19 protein-coding genes are annotated in these 21,706 nt (G+C 64.6%); 11 read left to right on the forward strand and 8 right to left on the reverse strand.

The window, feature by feature from the left end; genetic code table 11:
* Window positions 1-3: 3 nt before the first annotated feature.
* From CK215_RS08020 to CK215_RS08035, 4 genes are all read right to left on the reverse strand, one after another.
* Window positions 4-1,887, reverse strand: a complete 1,884-nt coding sequence (locus CK215_RS08020) for an ABC transporter ATP-binding protein (protein ID WP_066994331.1) — start codon at window positions 1,885-1,887, stop codon at window positions 4-6.
* A complete protein-coding gene (locus CK215_RS08025) occupies window positions 1,884-3,776 on the reverse strand; it encodes an ABC transporter ATP-binding protein (protein ID WP_095830640.1) in 1,893 nt (630 codons plus the stop codon). The genes CK215_RS08020 and CK215_RS08025 overlap by 4 nt, the downstream gene beginning before the upstream one ends.
* A 129-nt stretch (window positions 3,777-3,905) precedes the next feature.
* Window positions 3,906-5,786: an ABC transporter ATP-binding protein gene (locus CK215_RS08030; RefSeq protein ID WP_066994328.1), complete on the reverse strand. Its 1,881-nt coding sequence runs from the start codon at window positions 5,784-5,786 to the stop codon at window positions 3,906-3,908.
* A gap of 25 nt (window positions 5,787-5,811) precedes the next feature.
* The gene (locus CK215_RS08035) at window positions 5,812-6,207 is read right to left on the reverse strand and encodes a hypothetical protein (RefSeq protein WP_082980461.1); all 396 of its coding nucleotides are present in this window, start codon (window positions 6,205-6,207) and stop codon (window positions 5,812-5,814) included.
* Between the two features lie 506 nt (window positions 6,208-6,713).
* On the opposite strand from CK215_RS08035, the gene CK215_RS08040 reads away from it, so the two are divergent.
* Together CK215_RS08040 and soxR are read left to right on the forward strand one after the other, a co-directional pair.
* Complete coding sequence (locus tag CK215_RS08040) at window positions 6,714-7,172, forward strand: tRNA (cytidine(34)-2'-O)-methyltransferase (RefSeq protein WP_066994322.1); 459 nt, start codon at window positions 6,714-6,716, stop codon at window positions 7,170-7,172.
* Between the two features lie 148 nt (window positions 7,173-7,320).
* On the forward strand, window positions 7,321-7,764 hold the full coding sequence (soxR, locus tag CK215_RS08045; RefSeq protein WP_095777293.1) for a redox-sensitive transcriptional activator SoxR: 444 nt from the start codon (window positions 7,321-7,323) through the stop codon (window positions 7,762-7,764).
* 7 nt (window positions 7,765-7,771) lie between these two features.
* On the opposite strand, the gene CK215_RS08050 is transcribed toward soxR, so the two are convergent.
* Complete coding sequence (locus CK215_RS08050; RefSeq protein ID WP_066994316.1) at window positions 7,772-8,029, reverse strand: hypothetical protein; 258 nt, start codon at window positions 8,027-8,029, stop codon at window positions 7,772-7,774.
* A gap of 118 nt (window positions 8,030-8,147) precedes the next feature.
* Here CK215_RS08050 and hemF point away from each other — a divergent pair, with 118 nt between their 5' ends.
* From hemF to CK215_RS31745, 5 genes are all read left to right on the forward strand, one after another.
* Window positions 8,148-9,062: an oxygen-dependent coproporphyrinogen oxidase gene (hemF, locus tag CK215_RS08055; protein ID WP_095830843.1), complete on the forward strand. Its 915-nt coding sequence runs from the start codon at window positions 8,148-8,150 to the stop codon at window positions 9,060-9,062.
* 242 nt (window positions 9,063-9,304) lie between these two features.
* Window positions 9,305-9,565: a DUF1344 domain-containing protein gene (locus CK215_RS08060; RefSeq protein ID WP_066994313.1), complete on the forward strand. Its 261-nt coding sequence runs from the start codon at window positions 9,305-9,307 to the stop codon at window positions 9,563-9,565.
* Between the two features lie 306 nt (window positions 9,566-9,871).
* Window positions 9,872-10,057 (forward strand): DUF1059 domain-containing protein, encoded by a 186-nt coding sequence (locus CK215_RS08065; RefSeq protein ID WP_066994310.1) that lies wholly within the window; start codon window positions 9,872-9,874, stop codon window positions 10,055-10,057.
* A 267-nt stretch (window positions 10,058-10,324) separates the two neighbouring features.
* On the forward strand, window positions 10,325-10,903 hold the full coding sequence (locus CK215_RS08070) for a hypothetical protein (protein WP_066994307.1): 579 nt from the start codon (window positions 10,325-10,327) through the stop codon (window positions 10,901-10,903).
* An 88-nt stretch (window positions 10,904-10,991) separates the two neighbouring features.
* Window positions 10,992-11,972 carry a S8/S53 family peptidase gene (locus CK215_RS31745; RefSeq protein ID WP_082980442.1) on the forward strand — a complete coding sequence of 327 codons (981 nt, stop codon included), beginning with the start codon at window positions 10,992-10,994 and terminating at the stop codon, window positions 11,970-11,972.
* Window positions 11,973-11,996: 24 nt separating this feature from the next.
* Here CK215_RS31745 and CK215_RS08080 read toward each other — a convergent pair whose 3' ends face one another.
* Genes CK215_RS08080 through CK215_RS08090 form a run of 3 tightly spaced genes read right to left on the reverse strand, consistent with a single transcriptional unit; the run spans window position 11,997 to window position 14,523 of the window.
* On the reverse strand, window positions 11,997-13,265 hold the full coding sequence (locus tag CK215_RS08080; protein WP_066994305.1) for a CCA tRNA nucleotidyltransferase: 1,269 nt from the start codon (window positions 13,263-13,265) through the stop codon (window positions 11,997-11,999).
* On the reverse strand, window positions 13,262-13,894 hold the full coding sequence (locus CK215_RS08085; protein WP_066994302.1) for a CoA pyrophosphatase: 633 nt from the start codon (window positions 13,892-13,894) through the stop codon (window positions 13,262-13,264). The genes CK215_RS08080 and CK215_RS08085 overlap by 4 nt, the downstream gene beginning before the upstream one ends.
* Window positions 13,894-14,523: a DUF1285 domain-containing protein gene (locus CK215_RS08090; RefSeq protein ID WP_066994892.1), complete on the reverse strand. Its 630-nt coding sequence runs from the start codon at window positions 14,521-14,523 to the stop codon at window positions 13,894-13,896. Before CK215_RS08090 ends, CK215_RS08085 begins: the two co-directional genes overlap by 1 nt.
* Before the next feature lie 153 nt (window positions 14,524-14,676).
* Between CK215_RS08090 and CK215_RS08095 the strand changes: the two genes are divergently transcribed.
* Genes CK215_RS08095 through CK215_RS08110 form a run of 4 tightly spaced genes read left to right on the forward strand, consistent with a single transcriptional unit; the run spans window position 14,677 to window position 21,571 of the window.
* The gene (locus CK215_RS08095) at window positions 14,677-15,681 is read left to right on the forward strand and encodes a MoxR family ATPase (protein ID WP_066994299.1); all 1,005 of its coding nucleotides are present in this window, start codon (window positions 14,677-14,679) and stop codon (window positions 15,679-15,681) included.
* Window positions 15,681-16,667 carry a DUF58 domain-containing protein gene (locus CK215_RS08100; RefSeq protein ID WP_067326514.1) on the forward strand — a complete coding sequence of 329 codons (987 nt, stop codon included), beginning with the start codon at window positions 15,681-15,683 and terminating at the stop codon, window positions 16,665-16,667. Before CK215_RS08095 ends, CK215_RS08100 begins: the two co-directional genes overlap by 1 nt.
* Window positions 16,664-19,480, forward strand: a complete 2,817-nt coding sequence (locus tag CK215_RS08105) for a DUF4159 domain-containing protein (RefSeq protein ID WP_095830641.1) — start codon at window positions 16,664-16,666, stop codon at window positions 19,478-19,480. Before CK215_RS08100 ends, CK215_RS08105 begins: the two co-directional genes overlap by 4 nt.
* A 3-nt stretch (window positions 19,481-19,483) precedes the next feature.
* Window positions 19,484-21,571: a hypothetical protein gene (locus CK215_RS08110; RefSeq protein WP_095801685.1), complete on the forward strand. Its 2,088-nt coding sequence runs from the start codon at window positions 19,484-19,486 to the stop codon at window positions 21,569-21,571.
* Window positions 21,572-21,706: the final 135 nt, after the last annotated feature.

Below are 21,706 nucleotides of genomic sequence, written 5' to 3' on the forward strand. Positions count from 1 at the left end.
TTTCTACTCCGCCGGGCGCGTCTCTTCCAGCGCGCTTTCCTCATTGAAGAGGAAGCCGCCGGACTGCCGTTTCCAGAGCCGCGCATAAAGGCCGTCCAGCGCCACCAGCTCATCATGCGTGCCTTCTTCGACGATGCGGCCGCCGTCGAGCACGACCAGCCGGTCGAGCGCTGCGATGGTGGAAAGCCGGTGGGCGATGGCGATGACGGTCTTGTTCTCCATCAGCCTTGCCAGGTTTTCCTGGATCGCCGCCTCGATGTCCGAATCGAGTGCCGAGGTCGCCTCGTCAAGGATGAGGATCGGCGCATCCTTGAGGAAGAGGCGGGCGATCGCCACGCGCTGACGCTGGCCGCCGGAGAGCTTGACGCCGCGCTCGCCAACATAAGCTTCGTAGCCAAGGCGCTCGCGATTGTCGCGCAGCCCCATGATGAAGTCATGCGCCTCGGCTTTGCGCGCCGCGGCGATCACCTCAGCGTCGGTAGCGTCCGGCATGCCGAGCTTGATGTTGTCGCGCAGCGAGCGGTGGAACAGCGCCGTGTCCTGGCTGACCACGCCGATATTGGCGCGCAGCGAATTCTGCGTCACGCCGGCGATATCCTGGCCGTCGATCAGGATCCTGCCGCCCTCGAGATCGTAAAGGCGCAGGATGAGATTGGCCAGCGTCGTCTTGCCGGCGCCGGACGGACCGACCAGCCCGACCTTCTCGCCTGGACGCACGACGAGGTCGATGCCTTCGAGGACCCCTGCCCCTTTCCCGTAGTGGAAGGTGACGTTCTTGAGGTCGATGCGGCCACCCGCAACCACCAGTTCCTTGGCATCCGGGGCGTCGGTCAGGCCGAGCGACTGCGAGATCAGCGCCTTGGAATTTTCCAGCACGCCGAGATTCCTGAGGATACTGTTGAGCTGCATCATCAGCCGTCCCAGCAGCATGTTGAGCCTCAGCACAAGCGAGAGCGTGAAGGCGACGGCGCCGACGGTGATCGAGCCTTCGACCCACAGATAGACGGCAAAGGCGGCGATCGCCGTGATCATGATGCCGGAAAGCGTCGTCAGCGCCACGCGCACGCCGGTCAGCCGGCGCGTGAAGGGCCGCAGCGCATCGAGATAGATGTCGAAGCCGTTGCGGATGTAGCGGTCGTCGCCGTCGGCCGCGAACAGCTTCAGCGTCTGCACATTGGAATAGGAATCGACGAAGCGGCCGGTGATCATCGAGCCGGCCTCGGCGGTCGCCTCGGCATGCTTGCGGATTGCCGGCAAATGGAGCCTGGCCAGCCAGCCGAAGGCGACGATCCAGATCACCACCAGCGCCGCCAGCCTGAGGTCGAGGCCGGCGACCAGCGCCAGCGTCGTCACCGTGTAGACGATCATGAACCAGACGACCTCGATGAAGCTTTCCATGAGGTCGCCCGTGGCCTGCCCCGCCTGCCAGACCTTGGTGGCGATACGCCCGGCGAAGTCGTTTTGGAAGAAAGCGTAGGACTGGCGCGAGACATGCCGATGCGCCTGCCAGCGCACCAGGCTGTAGAAGCCCGGCGTGATCGTCTGCTCGTCGACCAGCGCCGAAAGGCCGACCACCAGCGTGCGGATAATCAGCACCACCGCGCCCATGAACAGCAGCTCTGGCCCGGCGGCCCCCCACAGCGCGTGCCAGCTGCGTTCGCCGGGAAGCTGGTCGAGGATATCGACCAGCCGTCCGACGAAATAGAACAGCCCGGCCTCGACCAGCGGCGCGATGCCGCCGATGATCAGCATGGCGAAGAAGGCGAGCTTCGCTTGCCCGACATAGTGCCAGAGGAAGCCGCCGACGCTGGCAGGTGGACGAAGGTTCGTCGGCTCGCGGAACGGGTAGACCCAGCTTTCGAACCAGCGATAGACGGCCTTCATCATTCCGCGGCTTCACCTTTCGTCGGCAGATCGTCGGCCGCCTGCTTTTCCTCGAGCAGGAAGCCGCCCGACTGGCGCCGCCAGAGCTGGGCATAGAGCCCGCCCTTGGCGATCAACGCTTCATGCGAGCCGTCCTCGACGATGCGGCCCTTGTCCATGACGACGAGCCGATCCATTGCCGCGATGGTCGACAGGCGGTGGGCGATGGCGATGACCGTCTTGCCCTGCATGAGCTTGTAGAGGTTCTCCTGGATGGCGGCCTCCACCTCGGAATCGAGCGCAGACGTAGCTTCGTCGAGAATGAGGATCGGCGCGTCCTTCAGCATAACGTGGGCAATGGCGATGCGTTGCCGCTGGCCGCCGGACAGCTTCACGCCGCGCTCGCCGACGAGCGCCTCATAGCCGCTTTGCCCATGCGGATCGGTCAGCCCCGCGATCACATCGTCGATCTGCGCGGCCTTGGCGGCGCTGAACATCGCCTCATCGCTGGCGGACTGTCGTCCATATTTGAGGTTCTCGCGAACCGATCGATGCAAGAGCGACGTATCCTGATTGACGAAGCCGATCGCCGCGCGAACGCTTTCCTGCGAGACGTTGCGGATGTCTTGTCCGTCGATCAGCACCTTGCCGTCCTGCACGTCGAACAGCCGCAGCACGAGATTGACCAATGTCGACTTGCCGGCCCCGGAACGGCCGATCAGGCCGACCCGCTCGCCCGGCGCGATCTTCAGCGACAGATTGTCGATGACGCCGCCTTTGCCGTCCTTGCGCCAATAGTTGAAGTTCACCTGCTCGAACTCGATGCCGCCGGCTTTGACCACGAGGGCCGGCGCGTCCGGCTGGTCCTGCATTGTGATGGGGCGCGCGATCGTCGTCATCGAATTGCTGGCGACGCCGATCTGCCGGAAGACGTTGGCGCCGACATCGAGGATCCTGCCGGAAATGTTGGCGATCTGCAGCGCGAACGGTATCGCCGTCGCCACGGCCGCCGTGGTCATGGCGCCGGCGTTCCAGCCGGCCAGCGCCAGCCAGCTTATGGCGATAAGCAGCGCAGCGTTGAGGACGAACAGGGCCGACCACATCAGTGTGAAAACGCGCATCAGCTGGTAAAACGTGTCGGCGTGCTCGACGACGGCTTGCGAGACATATTTGTCTTCGTGCTCGCCGGTCGAGAATGTCTTGAGCGTCAGGATGTTCGTGTAGCTGTCGACCATGCGGCCGCTCACCTGCGACCACCGCTCCGACAGTTGGGACGAGCGCTGGGTGATCCTCGGCATCGCAAACCAGAAGATCATGCAATAGAACACCAGCCAGGCCGCCACCACAGCCAGAAGAAGCGGGTCGAGCCGCGCCAGCACAACGATGGCGACCGCGACGAAGACCAGCGCGTACCAGACGGCATCGACGGTGAGATTGACGCTCATCTCCACCGAGTCGCCGCTTTGCATGACCTTCGTTCCGATGCGGCCGGCGAAGTCGTTCTGGAAGAATGACCAGTCCTGACGCACGACATGCCAATGGCTTTGCCAGCGGATGAGGTCGATGAGGTTCGGTGCGATGGCGTGGTTGCGGATGAGCGCGTCGATAACCATGGACAGCGGACGCAGCAGCACGACGATCGCCATGATGACGAGCAGCGGCCCATGCGCGGCGAAGAAATCGCCCGGCCTGGTGTTGGAGAGCAGGCCCACGATCAGGCCGACGAAAATCGGCAGCATCGCGTCCACTATTGCCGCGACGGCAACGATGATCATGCGCAGCCAATAGGCGGCGCGAAACTGTCTTATGAAATACCAGTAGAACCGCCAAAGTCCCATTGGCGGCTGCCTGTCTTCGGCCAGCGCCACCGGCGAATAGTGGCTTTCGAACCAGGTGAAGATGCGGTCGAACATTTTTCTCTCGTAGATGCCGGAACCCCGCCGGCACCCAATTTGGTCCCCGGCAGGCCTCTGACAGCTCGTGGTTACGCCCGGGATCGATTCCCCGCAATTGCCGTAACCTTGATGCCAGTCGCGATCGCGTTACTCCGCCGCCATCTCGGAGTGAGACCCTTTGGCATCGGACTCAGCCTGCGCATCATCGAGGAGGAACCCACCCGACTGGCGCTGCCAGAGCTGGGCATAAAGGCCGCCCTTGGTGACAAGCTCTTCGTGCGAGCCTTCCTCGATGATGCGCCCCTTGTCCATGACGACGAGCCTGTCCATCGCAGCGATGGTCGACAGCCGATGCGCGATGGCGATCACGGTCTTGCCTTGCATCAGTTTGTAGAGGTTCTCCTGGATCGCCGCCTCGGCTTCCGAATCGAGCGCCGACGTCGCCTCGTCGAGGATGAGGATCGGTGCGTCCTTCAGCATGACGCGGGCAATGGCGATGCGCTGCCGCTGACCGCCGGACAATTTGACGCCGCGGTCGCCGACATGTGCATCGAATCCCTTGCGGCCGTTATGGTCCGAAAGCGCGCCGATGAAATCGAGCGCCTCCGCCCGCCGGGCCGCCTCGATCAACATCTCGTCGGTGGCGTCAGGGCGCCCGTAGAGGATATTCTCCCGCACCGACCGATGCAGCAGCGAGGTGTCCTGCGTCACCATGCCGATCTGCGCGCGCAACGAATCCTGCGTTACCCCGGCGATCTCCTGGCCATCGATGAGGATCCTGCCGCTTTCCAGGTCGTAAAAACGCAGCAAAAGGTTGACCAGCGTCGACTTGCCGGCGCCGGAGCGGCCGACGATGCCGACCTTCTCGCCGGGTTTCACAGTGAGCGACAGGTTCTCGATGACGCCCTTCTGCTTGCCGTAGTGGAAGCGGATCTCCTCGAAACGGATCTCGCCCTGGCTGACGGCGATGTCGCTGGCGCCCGGGCGGTCCTCGACCAGGCGCGGCAGCGAGATCGACTGGATGCCGTCTTGCACCGTGCCGATATTCTCGAACAGGCTCGACATCTCCCACATGATCCACTGCGACATGCCCCACATCCTGAGCACCAGGCCGATAACCACGGCGACTGCGCCGATCGTCACCGCCTCGCCCAGCCACAGCCACAGCGAGATCGCCGTCACGGAAAACAGAAGCAGCGAATTCAGGATGTAGAGCATCCCGTATAACTGCGTCACCAGCCGCATCGAGCGGTAGACGGTATCGAGAAAGCTCGCCATGCCCTCCCTGGCGAAAGTGGCCTCGCGGCGGGCATGCGAAAACAGCTTCACCGTCTGGATGTTGGTGTAGCTGTCGACGACGCGGCCGGTCATGGTCGAGCGCGCATTGGCCTGCTCCTCTCCGACCTTGCCGAGCTTCGGGATGAAAAAGCGCAAGAGCCCGATATAGCCGACCAGCCATACACCCAAGGGCACAGCCAGTCGCAAGTCTGCCGAGCCGACGATGAACAGCATGCTGAGGAAGTAGACGACGACATAGTTTAGGACATCGATCAGCTTGATGACGCATTCGCGCACGGCAAGAGCGGTCTGCATCAGCTTGGTGGCGATACGGCCGGCAAACTCGTCCTGGTAGAAGGCCATCGACTGCTTGAGCAGGTAGCGATGCACCTGCCAGCGGATGCGCATGGGATAATTGCCCATCAGCGTCTGCTGGTTGAGCAGCGAATGCAGCCATACCGTGCCCGGCAGCGCGAACAGCACGATGAAGGCCATGCCGGCGAGTTTCCAGCGCTCCGTCTCAAGGAAGGTTTCGCGGTTCTGCGCCGACAGCCAGTCGACGATGCGGCCCATGAAACCGAACATCCACGCTTCGGCAAGGGCTATCGCTGCCACAAGCACGGCATCGACGAGGATATAGGGCCAGGCCCCGCGCGTGTAATGCACGCAGAAGGCGACCAGCGTCTTCGGCGGCTCGACCGGCTCCGCGGCGGGAAACGGATCGAGCCTCTTCTCAAACCAGCGGAACATTCGAGGCACTCGACGGTCTGTGCGCTCACGCGGCGCGGGGTTGATTGGTAAGGCCGTTCGGCCGCACGGCGCCGCGGGCCGGCGATACGGAATTGTCCGTATCGCCGGCCCTGCTTCGCGCAATATAGGGTGTCGCGGGCTTTTCGCCGACAGGCTTGCCAGAGGATCCTGACGACAAGCTGTCGCCAGCGCTGGTTTTGCCGGGCCGGACCATGCGGATGATCCGGCGCACCAGCGAGGGTCGGCCGGGATCGGGCACCGCGCGCGAGAAGTCGACGTCCGGCAGCATGCCGCGATGCGGACGCCGGCGCGTCTCGGCGTGCACCGCCGACGAGTAAGTCTCGCCGATCAGCAGCGCCCAGGTCGCCACCTTGCGCTCATGCAAGCTTCTTGAACCCGGTATTTTAAAGGGATCGAACATCGGTCCGTCCTCCATGTGCAGATGCGTTAAAAAGGGTGATGCGAGCTCGACCTCCGGCATTCGGCCGGAGGGACGCGACGCAGTCAGGACATGACGGCAAGCGTCAGTCCCGACATGACGGCAAGCGTCAGTCCCGACATGACGGCCAGCGTCGGTGTCGACACGTTCAGGCGGGGCGCGGCGCCGCTTTGGCAGTTTGAGAAACATCGCAAGATTCCTTCGAAGGCCGAAAACTGGGTTCGGCGGGAATCGGTGCGATGAGGTCTTAAAGTGTCAGAAGAATCGTCGTACCGAAACCGCCGTTGGGCATACGTGGGCCCCAAAGAGGAGCTGCCCGGAGAAGGGCTGGAAGTGCATGGTCATCATGTGGTCCCTCTCCTTCGGTTCGGGTTGACGATGATGGGCGTATACTCGACTTCGCAGAAAATGGCCACCCGCCAGTCTAGAAATCGCCAAAAGCCGGAGCCGCCTGTGGCCGTTCTGCCACTTATTAGAAGGATGCGGAAATGAACGACCGTCTCCGCATCGGGCTCTACCAACCGGATATCGCCGGCAATACCGGGACGATCCTGCGCTTCGCCGCCTGCCTTGATCTTGGCGTCGACATCATCGAGCCGGCCGGTTTCCCGCTCTCCGATCGGGCGCTGAAACGCGCCGGCATGGACTATCTCGAAATGGCGGCGCTTACCCGCCATGCCGACTGGCACGCCTTCGAGGAATGGCGCCGAACGAACGCGCGCCGTCTTGTGCTGCTCACGACCAAGGCCGAGACCGCCTACACGCAGTTTGCTTTCGCCGCCGGCGACGTCCTTCTGTTCGGCCGCGAATCCGCTGGCGTGCCGGAAGAGGTTCATCAGGCGGCGGACGCGCGACTGACCATTCCGATGCGGCCGGGCGCCCGCAGCATCAATGTCGCGCTGTCCGTCGCGATGGTCGCGGGCGAAGCGCTCCGCCAGCTCGGATAGGCTGCTCAAGCCCTGCTCGTCGTCGCGAACGCCTCCCACTTGCGGCGTCAGTCTCACCCAGGCGCACATCGCCTTCTCCTCAATTTGCCTTGTCAGGCTTTCCTCGCTACAAGCTCAACCTAACTTGAGGTCAAGCGGAAAGTGCGAGATGGCTCCGGTGAAGGAATTGACGGTCGGTCAGGTGGCGATGCGCAGTGGCGTCGCGGTCTCGGCGCTCCATTTTTACGAAGGGCGCGGGCTGATCCGCAGCCATCGCACCGCGGGCAACCAACGGCGCTACGGCCGCGACGTGCTGCGACGGGTGGCGATCATCCGCGTCGCCCAGGAGGTCGGCATCTCGCTCGCCGAAATCGCCGCCGCATTCCACTCCCTGCCCGAGGGCCGCACGCCCACGCGCGAGGATTGGAATCTGCTTTCAACGGCTTGGCGCGACGGCCTCGATCATAAGATCGCCCAACTGAAGAAGCTGCGCGACGGCCTGACCGACTGCATCGGCTGCGGTTGCATGTCGATCGACAAATGCCCGCTTCGGAACAAGGAGGACCGACTGGCCAGAGAGGGAACTGGAGCGAGACGGCTACTGGTGCCCTGAGGATTTTTCAATCCGCCGCCGGCAGCCGTCGCATGGTGAATTCGATGACGTCGCCCGGGCGCTCGAACCAGCTTTCGATCTCGGTCCAATAGGCCTGCTTGGGAAAGCGCTCGAACCATTCCTTGGCTTTGAGGCGCGCGGCCGGCCGCGGCAGCACGAAAGTCTCGCGCAAAAATCCGTCGCGCGGCTCTCTTTCGCGCTCGGCCCGTGAGCGCTCCAGCCTCTTCTTCAAGCCATCCAGCGGCGGTCTTGCCGGGGTGCGCACGAGCAAACTCCTTGCACCTTGGTCAGACAGGACTTGACCCTTGCCCTTAAGAGATTAGGGATCGCGCGCAGAAAAAACGAGTCATTTGTCGGGCAAGCAGCCTGGACTGGAGACGGAATTGGAACGACCCGACATTGCGGTGGGCCTGCCTGACGACATCGAGCAGAAGAAGATGAAGGCCCGCCTCTGGTTCGAAGCGCTGCGCGAGCGCATCTGCGCCGCCTTCGAGCAGATCGAGCAGGAACTCACTGGATCGCAATCGGCATGGTCGCCCGGGCATTTCGAGCAGACGCCGTGGGAGCGCGACGACGGCAAAGGTGGCGGCGGCACCATGTCGATGATGCGCGGCCGCGTCTTCGAGAAGGTCGGCGTGCATACCTCGACCGTCCACGGCGAATTCTCTCCCGAATTCCGCAAGCAGATCCCGGGCGCCGACGAGGATCCGCGCTTCTGGGCGAGCGGCGTTTCGCTGATCGCGCACCCCTGGAACCCCAACGTTCCGGCCGTGCATATGAACACACGCATGGTCGTGACCACCCGCCACTGGTTTGGCGGCGGCGCCGACCTGACGCCGGTGCTCGACCGCCGCCGTACCCAGGACGATCCCGACACGATCGCCTTCCACCGCGCCATGCAGTTCGCCTGCGAGAAGAACGCCGGGGTGGCCGACTATCCGAAATTCAAGGCGTGGTGCGACGAGTACTTCTTCCTGCCGCATCGCAACGAGGCGCGCGGGGTCGGCGGCATCTTTTTCGACTGGCTGCATTCCGATGAGGGCAAGGGCGGCTGGGACGCCGATTTCAATTTCGTCCAGGATGTCGGCCGCTCTTTCCTCGTCGTCTATTCCCATCTGGTGCGGGGCAATTTCAACCAGAACTGGACCGACGGCGACCGCGAGGAACAGCTCGTCCGGCGCGGCCGTTACGTCGAATTCAATTTGCTTCACGATCGCGGCACCATCTTCGGCCTGAGAACCGGCGGCAATGTCGCCTCGATCCTCTCCAGCCTGCCGCCCGAGGTAAAGTGGCCGTAAAAATCCGGTGAGCGGAAGGCCAGCCGCATTGCTGTCCCATTCGCCGAATTTTGACCGGCAATGTGGCAGGGGCGATTTCTTTTTCGTCTAATATCCTTTTGAAAAAATTAATTTATTTAACGTGCCGGGTCGGGAAGCGCCGGCGGCTCGTCACTGCTACGAGCCGCGACCCGACGCGTCCGGACGGCCCTGATCGAGCGGAGTGCCTTCCCAATGGTGCCCGCATCCCAGGAGAACAACCTATGCGCAAGCTTATTGTGACGGCGGCAACCGCCGCCTTTCTCGCCTCCGGTGGCGCCGCGTTCGCCGCGGTCAAGCACACCACGGGAACAGTGAAGAGCTTTGATGGAACGGCCATGAGCCTTGTTCTGGACAACGGATCGACCTTCACGCTGTCCAAGGCCTTCAAGGATCCGGGCATCAAGCCGGGCGAGAAGGTTCGCGTTTCCTGGGATATGAGCGGCAAGAACAAGATTGCCGAGGCTGTCAAGATCATGAAGTGACGGCCTCCAATTGCAGAACAGTTGAAGCGGTTTCCGCCGGAATTGCGTCAAAACAAAAAGACAGAGCGGTTCATCGTTTGACGGAAACCAGGTGGCAACGGGCGGAGCAGCAATGCTCCGCCTTTGATTTCGCGCGGAGACCGTGAAAAAACAATTCGCCACCGGCTCCAATGCAACCGAAGCCGGCGACATGTGTTATGGTTTTCCACCGGGGCAATTTCAGGAAAATGCGATGCTGCTTTCCATGCGGAATTGCATGACAACAAGGAGCGGAATCAGGGCTCCGGACCTAGGAAAGGAAAAACCATGAAGGAGTTCCAATGCGGGACACTCGTCCCGGGCTGCGATTGGCACACGCGCGCCGAGGAGGAAGCCGAGGTCATGCGCCGCGCCGTCGAGCACATGCGTGAAACCCATGGCGAAACCACCATCCGCGAGACCATGATCGAGGCGATCCGCTCGCGCATCCAAAAGGTCCGCGACGCGGCCTGAGGCATCGGGTCACCGTTTTCGGACGACCATTGGCAAAGCCGGCGAGTTGGATGCAGCATCCGGCGCATCTCGCTTCGTTTGCGTCTGATCGCTGGCAACGGCCTGGCTTCGCCGAATTCAAGCAAAAACTTATATTCGTACCGGCTTGGATAACCCCGCGGTAACGGTCTCCATGCGATCGTCGCGCATGATCCGGCGACCGCGGCTGCCCGAGGAGCCGTCCGCCACAAGGCGCGTCTGGATCCGGTGGGGCGAGGTGCTTCGCGCATGCGCGAAAGATCCAACAAACGAGACGGTTTCGGCGCAGCCGCACTGTTGCTGTGCCTAGTCGTTGGCGCCTCGCCGTCGATGGCCCAGGAAATGACCACGTCCCTCGTGAACATCCACCAGGGGTCATGGCTCAGCGACCGCGCCAGAGCTCTCGGCAATGGCGGCTATGAGCTGCAGGACGGGAGCTGGGTCTCGTTCAATCGTTGGTACCACAGCGATTGGGTCGACATGCACGTCGACTTCATCACGCAACTTACCGAAGACAGCGGCTTTCTGTGGGGAGTGGGAACCGGGGAACAAGCCGAGAAGTACCGCATCGCGCCGAGCCTCAAGCTCGGTTTTCTCACCCAGACCCATCCGAGCCTCAACAGCACTCTCTCCCTTTCCGTTACCTCGACCTTCGGCGGCAACCTGAGCGAAAAGCCCTGCGTGGCCGATTATGGGGATCTGGGCACCTACAGCGTCAACTGCCGGCTTGCGGCCGGGGAGACGGCGCCTGAGGACACGCTGAAATATCTGGTTAACGCTACCCCCGAAAGGCTGCGCCTGTGGCTCAACTACCGTGTTACTTTCTGATCGCCGGGATGCCGCGCATGAGAAATCTTCCTGCTCCCGAACTTCGCGATCGTCAGTCCTCGTTCCTGCTTTGACCGGGAGTAAGACCATGTCTGGTAATTTCTGGAAGCTCGGCATTGCCGCGGCACTGACCATTCTGCCGGCATCCATCGCGTCGGCGCAGGAAGCTCTCGACGCGGACCAGGCGGCCGCGCTGTGCCACGGCGGCGGGTCCATATGCGTAAGCGCAAAGATACCGGTTGCGCGCACGACACAAGCGGTGCAGAGCTGGATGAGCCCCGATGTCGGCGCCGCGTGGGCGGCTGGCTACAAGGGCAAGGGCGTCACCATCACCATCATCGACGACTTCAGCAGCTCATCGCGCTTCTCCGGCAATTTCGGCCTCGGCACGCAATATCAGCGGCACGGAGAGTGGACGCGCGAGGAAGCAAGCATGATCGCTCCTGCGGCGACCATCCGCTCCAAGGACTTCTCGACGGGTTCGGCCGTCCCGCTGGCAAGTGGCCGCAACGTCCTCAACCTCAGCTACGGCATGTACGCGAACGCGGGTTACAGCGTGAACCAGATCCGCTGGGCCCCGGAGGAGCAATCGATCATCTCCTACGCCAGCAAGGGATCGGCCATCGTCTCGAAAGCGGCTGGCAACGATTCGGTTGCGGTCGGCGGCGTCACTAGCGGACAGCAGGATTATCTCGATCTCGCTCTGATCGGCAAACCGACGGCGATCTTTGTTGGCGCGCTGTCCACAAACGGCACGGCGTCAAACAAGGCTCAGCTTGCCTGGTATTCCAATTACGCCGGCTCCGACCCGACCGTGCAGAGCCATTTCCTGGTGGTCGGCGTCGAAGGCGACAAGACCGGCCTTTACGGCACGTCGTTCGCCGCGCCTATCGTCTCCGGATATGCCGCAATCATCGGCAGCAAATTCACCAAGGCGACCCCGGTTCAGATCACCAACGACCTGCTCAACACGGCTCGCACCGACACGCTGGTCAACTACAACCCCTCAGTCTACGGCAAGGGCGAGGCAAGCCTTTCGCGCGCCCTGGCCCCGGTCGCGATACGCTGAGCGGCGCCACGATGTAGGACTCATCTAAGCCTCGAGTGCCTGCGCGGCGCGTTTGAGCAGCGCGCCGCGATCCATGGCGAATGCTGAATCCACCCATTCCCTTTCGAGATTCTTCAGCGTGGCGCCAAGCTTCGGGCCGGGCGCGGCGCCGAGTTCGGTCAGGTCGGCCCCCTTTATCGGAAAGCTCGGCTTTTGCCATTTCAAGGCGAAGCCGAGCAGGCGCGAGAAACTGCCGGCTTCCATCATCGCCCGATCGTCCTCGATGGCCCGTGTCCGCGCGGCGGCGAGCGCGAGCCGCAGGCGATCGACGAAGCCTTCGCGGTCGCCGAAATAGAGCTTCTTCGACAATTCCGTCTCGGTCGTCTTGGGTTCAGGCGGAACCGTCAGTGCCCAGTGTCGCAGGCGCTCCCCCTCGGCGGTTGAAAATCTGAGCCTTTCGGCAAGCGTCTTCATGCGCGCGGCATCCGGCGGAACGACGGCCTCCAGCCTGAGCAGCGGATCGGCATCCCAGCCGAGATCCTTTTCGGTCCTGACCAGCCCGTGGATGGCGTCGATGCCCCATTTCTCGCTCTCCGGCAGCACGGCGGTGAGGACGCCGGCCTGGCGCATCCACAGCAGGGCGCGCGAGGGGTCGGGCGCCGAAAGCAGCTTCTTCAGTTCGGACCACACGCGTTCGGCCGAAAGCCTGCCGAGCCCGTCCTTCAGCCTGGCGCAGGCCTTCAAGCCCTCGGCGTCCGGCCGGCCGTCGCCATACCAGGCGAAGAAGCGGAAGAAGCGCAGGATACGAAGATAATCCTCGCGGATGCGCGCTTCCGGATCGCCGATGAAGCGCAGCCGCCGCGCCTCGATATCGGCGACGCCGCCGACAAGGTCGACGATGGCGCCGTCGGCTTCGGCATAAAGCGCATTGATGGTGAAGTCGCGCCGCGCGGCGTCGGCTTTCCAGTCGCGCCCGAAGATGACTTTCGCCCGCCGACCGTCGGTCTCGATGTCGGCCCTGAGCGTCGTGACCTCATAGGCCTTGCCGCCGGCGATTGCCGTGACGGTGCCGTGCTCGATCCCTGTCGGCACGGTCTTGAAGCCGGCGGCCTGGGCGCGGTGGATCGTGTCCTCGGGCACCGTCGTGGTGGCAATGTCAATGTCGGCGACCGGCTGGCCGATCAGCGCATTGCGCACCGCTCCACCGGCCACCCGCGCCTCCTCGCCGCCCTCCTTCAGCGCGGCAAGCAGCTTCTGCAGATGCTTTTCGCCCAGCCAATCGGCCCTGCCCGAGAGAGACACCTCAGCGCTCACGCATAGAGCCTTTCATAGAGTGTGCGGATGATGCCGGCGGTGACGCCCCAGATCCGCTGGCCGCCATAGGGCATCTCGTAGAAGAACCATTCGAGGTCGTTCCACATGCGGCTGTCGCGCGCGTGGTTGACAGGGTCCATCAGGAAGCGCAGCGGCACCTCGAAGGCGGCGTCGACCTCGTCGGCGTTGAGCATCAGCGAAAAGCCGGGCCGCACCACCGAAAGCACCGGCACGATGCGGTAGCCGCTGCCGGAGACATAGTCGGGCATGCGGCCGACAATTTCGATGTGATCGCGGTCGAGGCCGATCTCCTCGAATGTCTCCCGCAGCGCTGTGGCCTCAGGACTGGGATCGGTCGGATCGATGGTGCCGCCGGGAAAGGCGACCTGGCCGGAATGGCTGCGCAGCTTCTCGGCCCGCTTGGTGAGCAGCACCGTGGCGCCGTCGGCGTGATCGACGACCGGGATCAGCACCGCGGCGTCGCGCAGCGGTTTTATATGCTTCAGCCTGGGATGCCCTGGATTGAAGCGGTGGTCGCCGAACTCGTCGCCGGATTGCACCTCGGCCTGCGCCGCTGCGCGGGCGCGAAAATCCGCGATCGAGAACGGCACCGGAGCCACCTGGTCCATCACGCGCTTAGCCGCTCGAGCTTTTCGGCCGGCATGATCGGATAGACTTCGCCGCCGGAGCGGACGGCGAACATTGCCCTGCCGCCGACGTCGATCACCTCTCCATGCTCGACCAATTCGTACATCACCGGCCGCGCCACCAAGGCTTCCAGCCGCCCGCGCACCAGCACATAAGGCTTGAGCCCGCCGGTGGCGTCCTCGTCGACGAAGCGCAGCGGATGGCCGGGCCCGGCGGTGACCACGTCCCCGACATTGGTGCGGAACGTGATGAGCTGGCCGTTGCCGGTCCCGGACACGTTCATCTCGACGGCGATGAAGGGCGCGTCGGCGACGCGGATGCCGACGCGCTCCACCGGCGTCACCAGATAGGTCTTGCCGTCGGCGTCCTTGCGCAACACGCTGGAAAAGAGCTGCACCAGCGGCATGCGCCCGATCGGCGTGCCGAGGTAGAACCAGGTGCCGTCGGCCCTGATCTCCATATCGAGGTCGCCGCAGAAGTCCGGATTCCAGCGCTCCACCGGAGCCGGCCCCTTGCCGGCGCGCGCCGCGCGCGAGATCAGCGCCTCCAGCCCGCGCGCCTCGGTGGCGCTGGTCAGGCCCTTTTCACCGGATTCTGTGCGATGCGTCATGGTCACGAAATAGTCACTGTTGTCCGGATTGTCAGCCTTGTCAGCCCAAGCCTGTGATTTAAGTTCAATCGCAGGCGCCGGGCGAGGCCGAATCGCGGCATTCTGCGAATCGAGAATGCAAGCCGGTATTTCCAACCACAAGGATCGAACGGCATGAGCGTGATGATCAAGGAAAGCCCGTTGAGCGACAAGGCGATGATCGAGCAGGCCGAGAAGGCGCTGTCCGACATCTCCAAGGTCCGCGACGCCGTAGGCCGCGTGATCTTCGGCCAGGAAGCCGTTGTCGAGCGCACGCTGGTTGCGCTGCTTGCCGGCGGGCATGCGCTCCTCGTCGGCGTGCCAGGCCTCGCCAAGACCAAGCTGGTCGAGACACTGGGCATCGTGCTCGGCCTCGATTCCCGCCGCATCCAGTTCACGCCCGACCTGATGCCGTCCGACATCCTCGGCTCCGAAGTCATGGAGCAGGATGAGCTTGGCAAACGATCCTTCCGCTTCCTCCGCGGGCCTATCTTTTCGCAGCTTTTGATGGCCGACGAGATCAACCGTGCCTCGCCGCGCACCCAGTCTGCGCTGCTGCAGGCGATGCAGGAATATCACGTCACCATTGCCGGCGCTCGCCACGACCTGCCGTCGCCCTTCCACGTGCTGGCGACGCAGAACCCGCTGGAGCAGGAAGGCACCTATCCGCTGCCGGAAGCGCAGCTCGATCGTTTCCTGATGCAGGTCGACATCCTCTATCCGGAGATCGAGGCCGAACGCCGCATCCTGCTCGAAACCACTGGCGTCGAGGAGGCCAAGGCCGACAATGTGCTGCAGCCAGCCAGGCTGAAGGAAATTCAGACGCTGATCCGCCGCATGCCGGTGCCCGAAAGCGTCGTCGAAGCGATCCTCAAGCTGGTGCGCTCGGCTCGTCCCGGTCAGGGGATTGCCGACACCGACAAGCATGTCGCCTGGGGTCCTGGTCCGCGCGCCAGCCAGGCGCTGACCCTGTGCGCCCGAGCACGCGCCCTATATGATGGCAGGCTGGCGCCGTCGGTCGACGACATCCGTGCCCTCGCCGAACCGGTGCTGCAGCATCGCATGGCGCTGACCTTCGCCGCCCGCGCGGAAGGCACATCCGTGCGCGACGTGGTGGCGAAACTGGCAAAAGGCATCTGATGGGTCGAATAGGCGAGGTCCAGGCACCGGTTGCGACGCGCGACGCGCTCGCCCGTGGCCGGTTGCGGGCCTCTCTGGTGCCGGATCTGCTGGTCGAGGCGCGCCGCATCGTCAACACGGTGATCGCCGGCTGGCATGGCCGCCGCAAGCGCGGCATAGGCGAGAATTTCTGGCAGTTCCGCCCCTATGTCGAAGGCGATGCCTCGCGCATCGACTGGCGCCGCTCGGCCCGCGACGACCACACCTATGTGCGCGACCGCGAGTGGGAGGCGGCCCATACCGTCTGGCTCTGGTCGGACCCCTCCCCGTCGATGCTCTACAAATCCTCGGGAGCCGGCGTTTCCAAGGAATCGCGCGCGCTGGTGCTGGCGCTTGCGTTGGCCGAGCTCCTGTCGCGCAGCGGCGAGCGCATCGCCTGGCCGGGCCTCACCGACCCGTTCACCGCCCGCAACGGCGCCGAACGCATCGCGGCCCAGCTCAGCCATGCCGGCAACCTGGCGGCGAAGCCCGATCTCTCCACCATCCGCCGCTTCTGCGACATCGTCATTGTCAGCGACTTTCTCGATCCGGTCGAGGAGACCATGGCCTGGCTCGACGTGCTCGCCCGTCACGGCGTGCGCGCGCATCTGATCGAGGTCGCCGACCCGGCCGAGGAGACCTTCCCCTATGCCGGCCGCACCGAATTCACCGATCCCGAGACCGGCGACAAGCTGACCGCCGGCCGCGCCGAAACGCTCAAAGACGAATACCGCCTGCTCTATATCGCTCGCCGCCAGGAACTCGCCGGCTGGTGCAAGCGCCTCGGCTGGAGCTTTACCGTCAATCATACCGACCGCCTCGCCTCCGAGGCGCTCGTGCGCGTCCACATGGCGATGACCGCCGACAGCAGCCGTCCGGGTCTGACCTCGGGTCATGCAGGGCTGACCGCCGGTGGCGGTCATGCCGGGCTGACCGCGGGCGGTGATGCCGGAAAGGCGGTCGCATGAGTTGGCTGCCGCTTTCCTTCGGCGCGCCGATGGTGCTGTGGGGGCTGCTGGCCCTGCCGGTGATCTGGTACCTGCTGAGGCTGACGCCGCCCAGGCCGCGGACCGAAGTCTTTCCGCCGCTGAGGATCCTCGCCCGCGTCCTGAGGCGCGAGGAGACGCCGCATCAAAGCCCCTGGTGGCTGACATTGCTCCGCCTGCTGATGGCCGCCCTTGTCGTCACCGCGCTCGCCGAGCCGATCTTCAATCCGCGCGAAAAGCTGCCGGCGGAGGGCTCGGCGCTCGCGCTGGTCATCGACAATGACTGGGCAAGCGCCGCCGACTGGGGCAAGCGCGTCGCCACCGCCGAGCGGCTGATTGCCGACGCCGGCTCGAACGGCGTGCCGGTCGTCATCGCCTTTACCGCCGAGAAGCCGAATGCCGAGATCGGCCCCTTCGATGCATCGGCCGCGCTCGACCGCCTGCGCGCGGCAAAGCCGCGCCCGATCCCGACCGACCGCCCCGCCGTCTATGCCCGCGTCGCAGCCACTTTGGAGCGCCTGCCCGGCGCCAGCGTTGCCGTGCTTGCCGATGGCCTTGCCGCCACCGGCGACGAAGCGGCGTTCAAGACGCTCCTGGAAAAGAATGCCGCGAGGCTGGTCTGGGCTACCTCGGACCGGCTCTCGCTCACTGGCCTGACCGGCGCCGACAATCAGGTCGACGGCTTCACGCTCACCGCCATCCGCGCGCCGGGCGATCCGGCGCCGGCGCAGGTTACCGCGGGCGCCTTCGACGACAAGGGCCGCCGCATCGCCGACGCGACTCTGACCTTCGCGCCGGGTCAGGCCACCGCCACCGGAACGATGAAGGTGCCGTTCGAGTTGCGCAACGACTTCGCCTCGATAGCACTCGATGGCGAGCACCAGGCCGGTGCCGTTCGCGTGCTGGACGAGAGCTCCAAGCGCCGCCGCGTCGGTCTGCTTTCGCAGGCCGAGGCAGACCAGGCGCAGCCGCTGCTGTCGCCGCTCTATTACATTCGCCGCGCCCTGCAGCCTTTCGCCGATCTGGTGGAGCCGTCGAGCGCCGATCTGGCCGATGCCATTCCGCAGCTTCTCGACCAGAAGCCGGCGATGATCATCATGGCCGATGTCGGCACCATCCCTGCGCAGGTCCGGCAACGGCTGGTCGACTGGGTGAACAATGGCGGCACGCTGGTGCGTTTTGCCGGTTCAAGGCTGGCTGCCGCCGGCAACGACGATGATCTCTTGCCGGTCCGGCTGCGCAGCGGCGAGCGCGCGCTGGGCGGCGCGCTTTCGTGGACGACGCCGCAACCGGTCACCGAATTCCCGAAGAACGGCCCGTTCGCCGACCTCGCGCCGCCGACGGAGGTGACGGTCAGCCGGCAGGTGCTGGCCGAGCCGACGCCCGACATCGTCGAGCGCACCTGGGCGACGCTTGCCGACGGCACGCCGCTGGTCACGGGCATGAAGAAGGACAAGGGAACGCTGGTGCTCTTCCACGTGACACCGGAGGCGACCTGGTCGAACCTGCCGATCTCCGGCAGCTTCGTCGAGATGCTGAGACGCATCGTGCAATTGTCGCGCAACCAGGGCGCCGCGGTCGCCAATGCCGAGGCGGCCGCAGCATCGCTGGCGCCCTATCGCATGATCGGCGCCGACGGCGCGCTGGTGCCGCCGACACCCGATGCGCGGCCGCTCGTGCCCGCCGCCGGCCCGCTTCCGGTGACACTGGAAAACCCGCCCGGCCTCTACGGTTCGGAAACCGGCGTTTTCGCGCATAACCTGCTCAACGCCTCGAGCACATTCACGCCGCTTGCTCGGCCACAGGTCTCGCTGCCGGTGACGGCCATCCCTTACGCCTTCGACGAATCGGAGAACCTGAAAGGCCCGCTGGTCACATTGGCCCTCTTGCTGATGGTGCTCGACACGCTTGCCGTGTTCTGGATGGGTGGGCTGTTCTCGCGCCGGCCGCGCCGCGCCGCGGCGACCGCCGCTGCCCTGCTGATCGTGTTCGGCGGGCTCTTCGGCCACGCCGACTTTGCCCGCGCCGATGATTCGAAGCCGGGCGATGCCCAGGCCATCGAGGACATTTCGAAAACTCGCATCGCCTATGTCATCACCGGCGAGCCCGGCGTCGATTCAATCAGCCGCGCCGGCCTCGAAGGCCTCACCCGCTTCCTCATCGAGAAGACCGCGCTGGAACCCGGCCCGCCGGCGGGTGTCGACATCTCCAAGGATGAACTGACCTTCTATCCGCTGATCTACTGGCCAATCGACGCTACCGCGCCGATGCCCAGCGAAGCCGCGATCGCCCGCATCGACGCCTATATGCAGCAGGGCGGCACGGTTCTCTTCGACACGCGCGACCAGTTCTCCAACGGCATCGGCGCCGGCTCGGCAAGCCCGGCCACCGAGCGGCTGCGCGATATTCTCGGCAATCTGAACGTGCCGCCGCTGGAGCCGGTGCCCTCGGACCATGTGCTGACGAAGTCCTTCTTCATCCTTCCCGAGTTTCCCGGCCGCTTCAACGGCAGTCCGCTCTGGGTCGAAGCCTCGCTCGATGCCAGCAACACCGAGAACCGTCCCGTGCGCACCGGCGACGGCGTCTCCCCGATCATGATCACCGGTAATGATTTCGCCGGCGCCTGGGCGGTCGACGAGAACGGCGATCCGATGCTGCCGACCGTGCCGCCGGATCCGATGCAGCGCGTCTACGCGCTGCGCGCCGGCGTCAACATCATGATGTACATGCTGACCGGCAACTACAAATCCGACCAGGTGCATGTGCCCGTCCTGCTCGAACGGCTGGGACAGTAGTTCATGAACTGGTCGATCTCCTTCGAGCCGCTCGTTTCCTGGCCGCTGTTCTGGGTCGTCATCGTGCCGCTCGCGCTGCTCGCGCTGGCCGGCCTGTGGTTCCGTCAGCGCGGCTCTGTCCTGCGCTTCATCGCCCTGCTTGCGCTGGGCGCGGCACTGCTCAATCCCGTTTTCCTCGACGAGGAACGCGAGGCATTGAAGAGCGTCGTCGCGGTCATCGTCGATCGCAGCCAGAGCCAGGACATCGGCGACCGCACCAAGCAGACCGACGAAGCGCTGACGGGCCTTCAGCAGCGCCTCGGCCGCTTCAAGCAATTCGACGTCCGCGTCGTCGAGGCCGGCAAATCCGAGGCCGCCGATGAGCGCACGGAAACCAGGCTGTTCGGCGCGCTGGAAAGCGCTTTCCGCGATGTGCCGCCCTCGCGCATCGGCGGCGCCATCATGATCACCGATGGCGAGGTGCATGACGCGCCGGCCGGCGCTCCGGAATTCAACGCGCCGCTCCATGCGCTGATCACGGGCAACGAGCACGAGAAGGACCGCCGCATCCGCTTCGAGAACGCGCCGCGCTTTGGCCTCGTCGGCAAGCCGCTCGACATGAGCTATCGGGTGCTTTCCACGGAAGGTCAGGGCGGCCCGGTCGACGTGCGGGTCTCGGTCAATGGCGAGCAGGTCTCTGTCGAGCATGCGACCATCGGTCAGCCGATGAAGCTTGAAGTCACCATTCCCAACGCGGGCCGCAACATCGTCCAGCTTTCGATCGACCACGAGCCGGGCGAGTTGACCGACACCAACAACCGCGCCATCGCGCTGGTCGACGGCATTCGCGATCATCTGCGCGTGCTTCTGGTCTCCGGCGAGCCGCATGCCGGCGAGCGCACCTGGCGCAACCTGTTGAAATCCGACGCTTCGGTCGACCTCGTCCACTTCACCATTCTGCGACCGCCGGAAAAGCAGGACGGCACCCCGATCAACGAGCTGTCGCTGATCGCCTTCCCGACGCGCGAGCTGTTCGTCGAGAAAATCAAGGATTTCGATCTGATCATCTTCGATCGCTATCAGCACCGCGACGTGCTGCCGATCCTGTATTACGACTACATCTCCGAATATGTCGAAAAGGGTGGCGCGCTGCTGATTGCCGCCGGCCCCGAATATGCCGGCGAAAGCTCCATCGCCCGAACGCCGCTGATGTCGGCCCTGCCCGCGATGCCGAGCGGCGAGGTCGTCGATAAGGCCTTCTATCCGCGTCTCACCGATCTCGGCCAGCGCCACCCGGTCACGCGCGGGCTCGACGGCTCCGCCGCCGATCCGCCCCGCTGGAGCCGCTGGTTCCGCACCATCGGCGTCAAGAATCCCGAGGGCGCGGTGGTGATGAAAGGGGCCGACGACCGCCCCCTGCTTGTGCTCGACCGCAAGGGCGAAGGCCGGGTCGGCATGCTGCTTTCCGATCAGGGCTGGCTGTGGGCGCGCGGCTTCGAAGGCGGCGGGCCGCATGTCCAGCTCTATCGGCGCATCGCCCATTGGCTGATGAAGGAACCCGAACTTGAAGAAGAGCGGCTGACCGCCGACGGCCGCGGCATGGTGCTGGAAATCCGCCGCCAGACGATGAGCGACGATCCCGGCCCCGCCCAGGTGATCACGCCTTCCGGCAAGACGATGACCGTCAAGCTGGAAAAAGCCGAACCAGGGATTTTCACGGGCAGCCTGCAGACCAGCGAGATCGGCCTCTATCAGGTCGGCAACGGCGACCTCACCGCGCTTGCCCATGTCGGCCCGATCAATGCGCCTGAATTCGCCGATGTCGTCTCCACCGAGGACAGGCTGAAGGCGCCGGCCGAGGCGACCGGCGGCAGCGTGCGCCGGCTCGCGCCATCCTCCATGCTTGGCGATCTTGCCGGCGGTGTGGCATTGCCTTCGATCGTACCGGTCCGCTCCTCGGGGGCGGCATCGGGGAACGATTGGATCGGGCTGCGCACCACCGACGACAGCACGCTGAAGGCCGTCTCGCGCGTGCCGCTGTTCGGCGGCTTCCTCGGCCTCGGCTTGCTGCTCCTGGCCATCGGCTCGATGTGGTATCGAGAAGGAAGGTAGAGCCTTTTCCGTCTCCCCCTTCCGGGGAAAGGTGCCCGAAGCGCCGATGAGGGGCGTCGTGCAACAATCGAATACGGCGCTTGCCCCCACCCTCACCCTGCTCGGCCGGCGGCCTCGCCTACACGGGCGAGGCAG

Origin of the sequence: Mesorhizobium sp. WSM3864 (assembly GCF_002294955.1) — a bacterium.
In the GTDB taxonomy this organism is placed as follows: domain Bacteria; phylum Pseudomonadota; class Alphaproteobacteria; order Rhizobiales; family Rhizobiaceae; genus Mesorhizobium.

Coding starts and splice junctions, on each gene's coding strand:
- CK215_RS08020 (WP_066994331.1), bottom strand. CDS start 1,887: ATGATGAAGGCCGTCTATCGCTGGTTCGAAAGCTGGGTCTACCCGTTC.
- CK215_RS08030 (WP_066994328.1), bottom strand. CDS start 5,786: ATGTTCCGCTGGTTTGAGAAGAGGCTCGATCCGTTTCCCGCCGCGGAG.
- CK215_RS31745 (WP_082980442.1), top strand. CDS start 10,992: ATGTCTGGTAATTTCTGGAAGCTCGGCATTGCCGCGGCACTGACCATT.
- CK215_RS08090 (WP_066994892.1), bottom strand. CDS start 14,523: ATGACGCATCGCACAGAATCCGGTGAAAAGGGCCTGACCAGCGCCACC.
- CK215_RS08065 (WP_066994310.1), top strand. CDS start 9,872: ATGAAGGAGTTCCAATGCGGGACACTCGTCCCGGGCTGCGATTGGCAC.
- CK215_RS08060 (WP_066994313.1), top strand. CDS start 9,305: ATGCGCAAGCTTATTGTGACGGCGGCAACCGCCGCCTTTCTCGCCTCC.
- CK215_RS08105 (WP_095830641.1), top strand. CDS start 16,664: ATGAGTTGGCTGCCGCTTTCCTTCGGCGCGCCGATGGTGCTGTGGGGG.
- CK215_RS08070 (WP_066994307.1), top strand. CDS start 10,325: ATGCGCGAAAGATCCAACAAACGAGACGGTTTCGGCGCAGCCGCACTG.
- CK215_RS08040 (WP_066994322.1), top strand. CDS start 6,714: ATGAACGACCGTCTCCGCATCGGGCTCTACCAACCGGATATCGCCGGC.
- CK215_RS08035 (WP_082980461.1), bottom strand. CDS start 6,207: ATGTTCGATCCCTTTAAAATACCGGGTTCAAGAAGCTTGCATGAGCGC.
- CK215_RS08095 (WP_066994299.1), top strand. CDS start 14,677: ATGAGCGTGATGATCAAGGAAAGCCCGTTGAGCGACAAGGCGATGATC.
- CK215_RS08110 (WP_095801685.1), top strand. CDS start 19,484: ATGAACTGGTCGATCTCCTTCGAGCCGCTCGTTTCCTGGCCGCTGTTC.
- CK215_RS08085 (WP_066994302.1), bottom strand. CDS start 13,894: ATGGACCAGGTGGCTCCGGTGCCGTTCTCGATCGCGGATTTTCGCGCC.
- CK215_RS08025 (WP_095830640.1), bottom strand. CDS start 3,776: ATGTTCGACCGCATCTTCACCTGGTTCGAAAGCCACTATTCGCCGGTG.
- CK215_RS08100 (WP_067326514.1), top strand. CDS start 15,681: ATGGGTCGAATAGGCGAGGTCCAGGCACCGGTTGCGACGCGCGACGCG.
- soxR (WP_095777293.1), top strand. CDS start 7,321: ATGGCTCCGGTGAAGGAATTGACGGTCGGTCAGGTGGCGATGCGCAGT.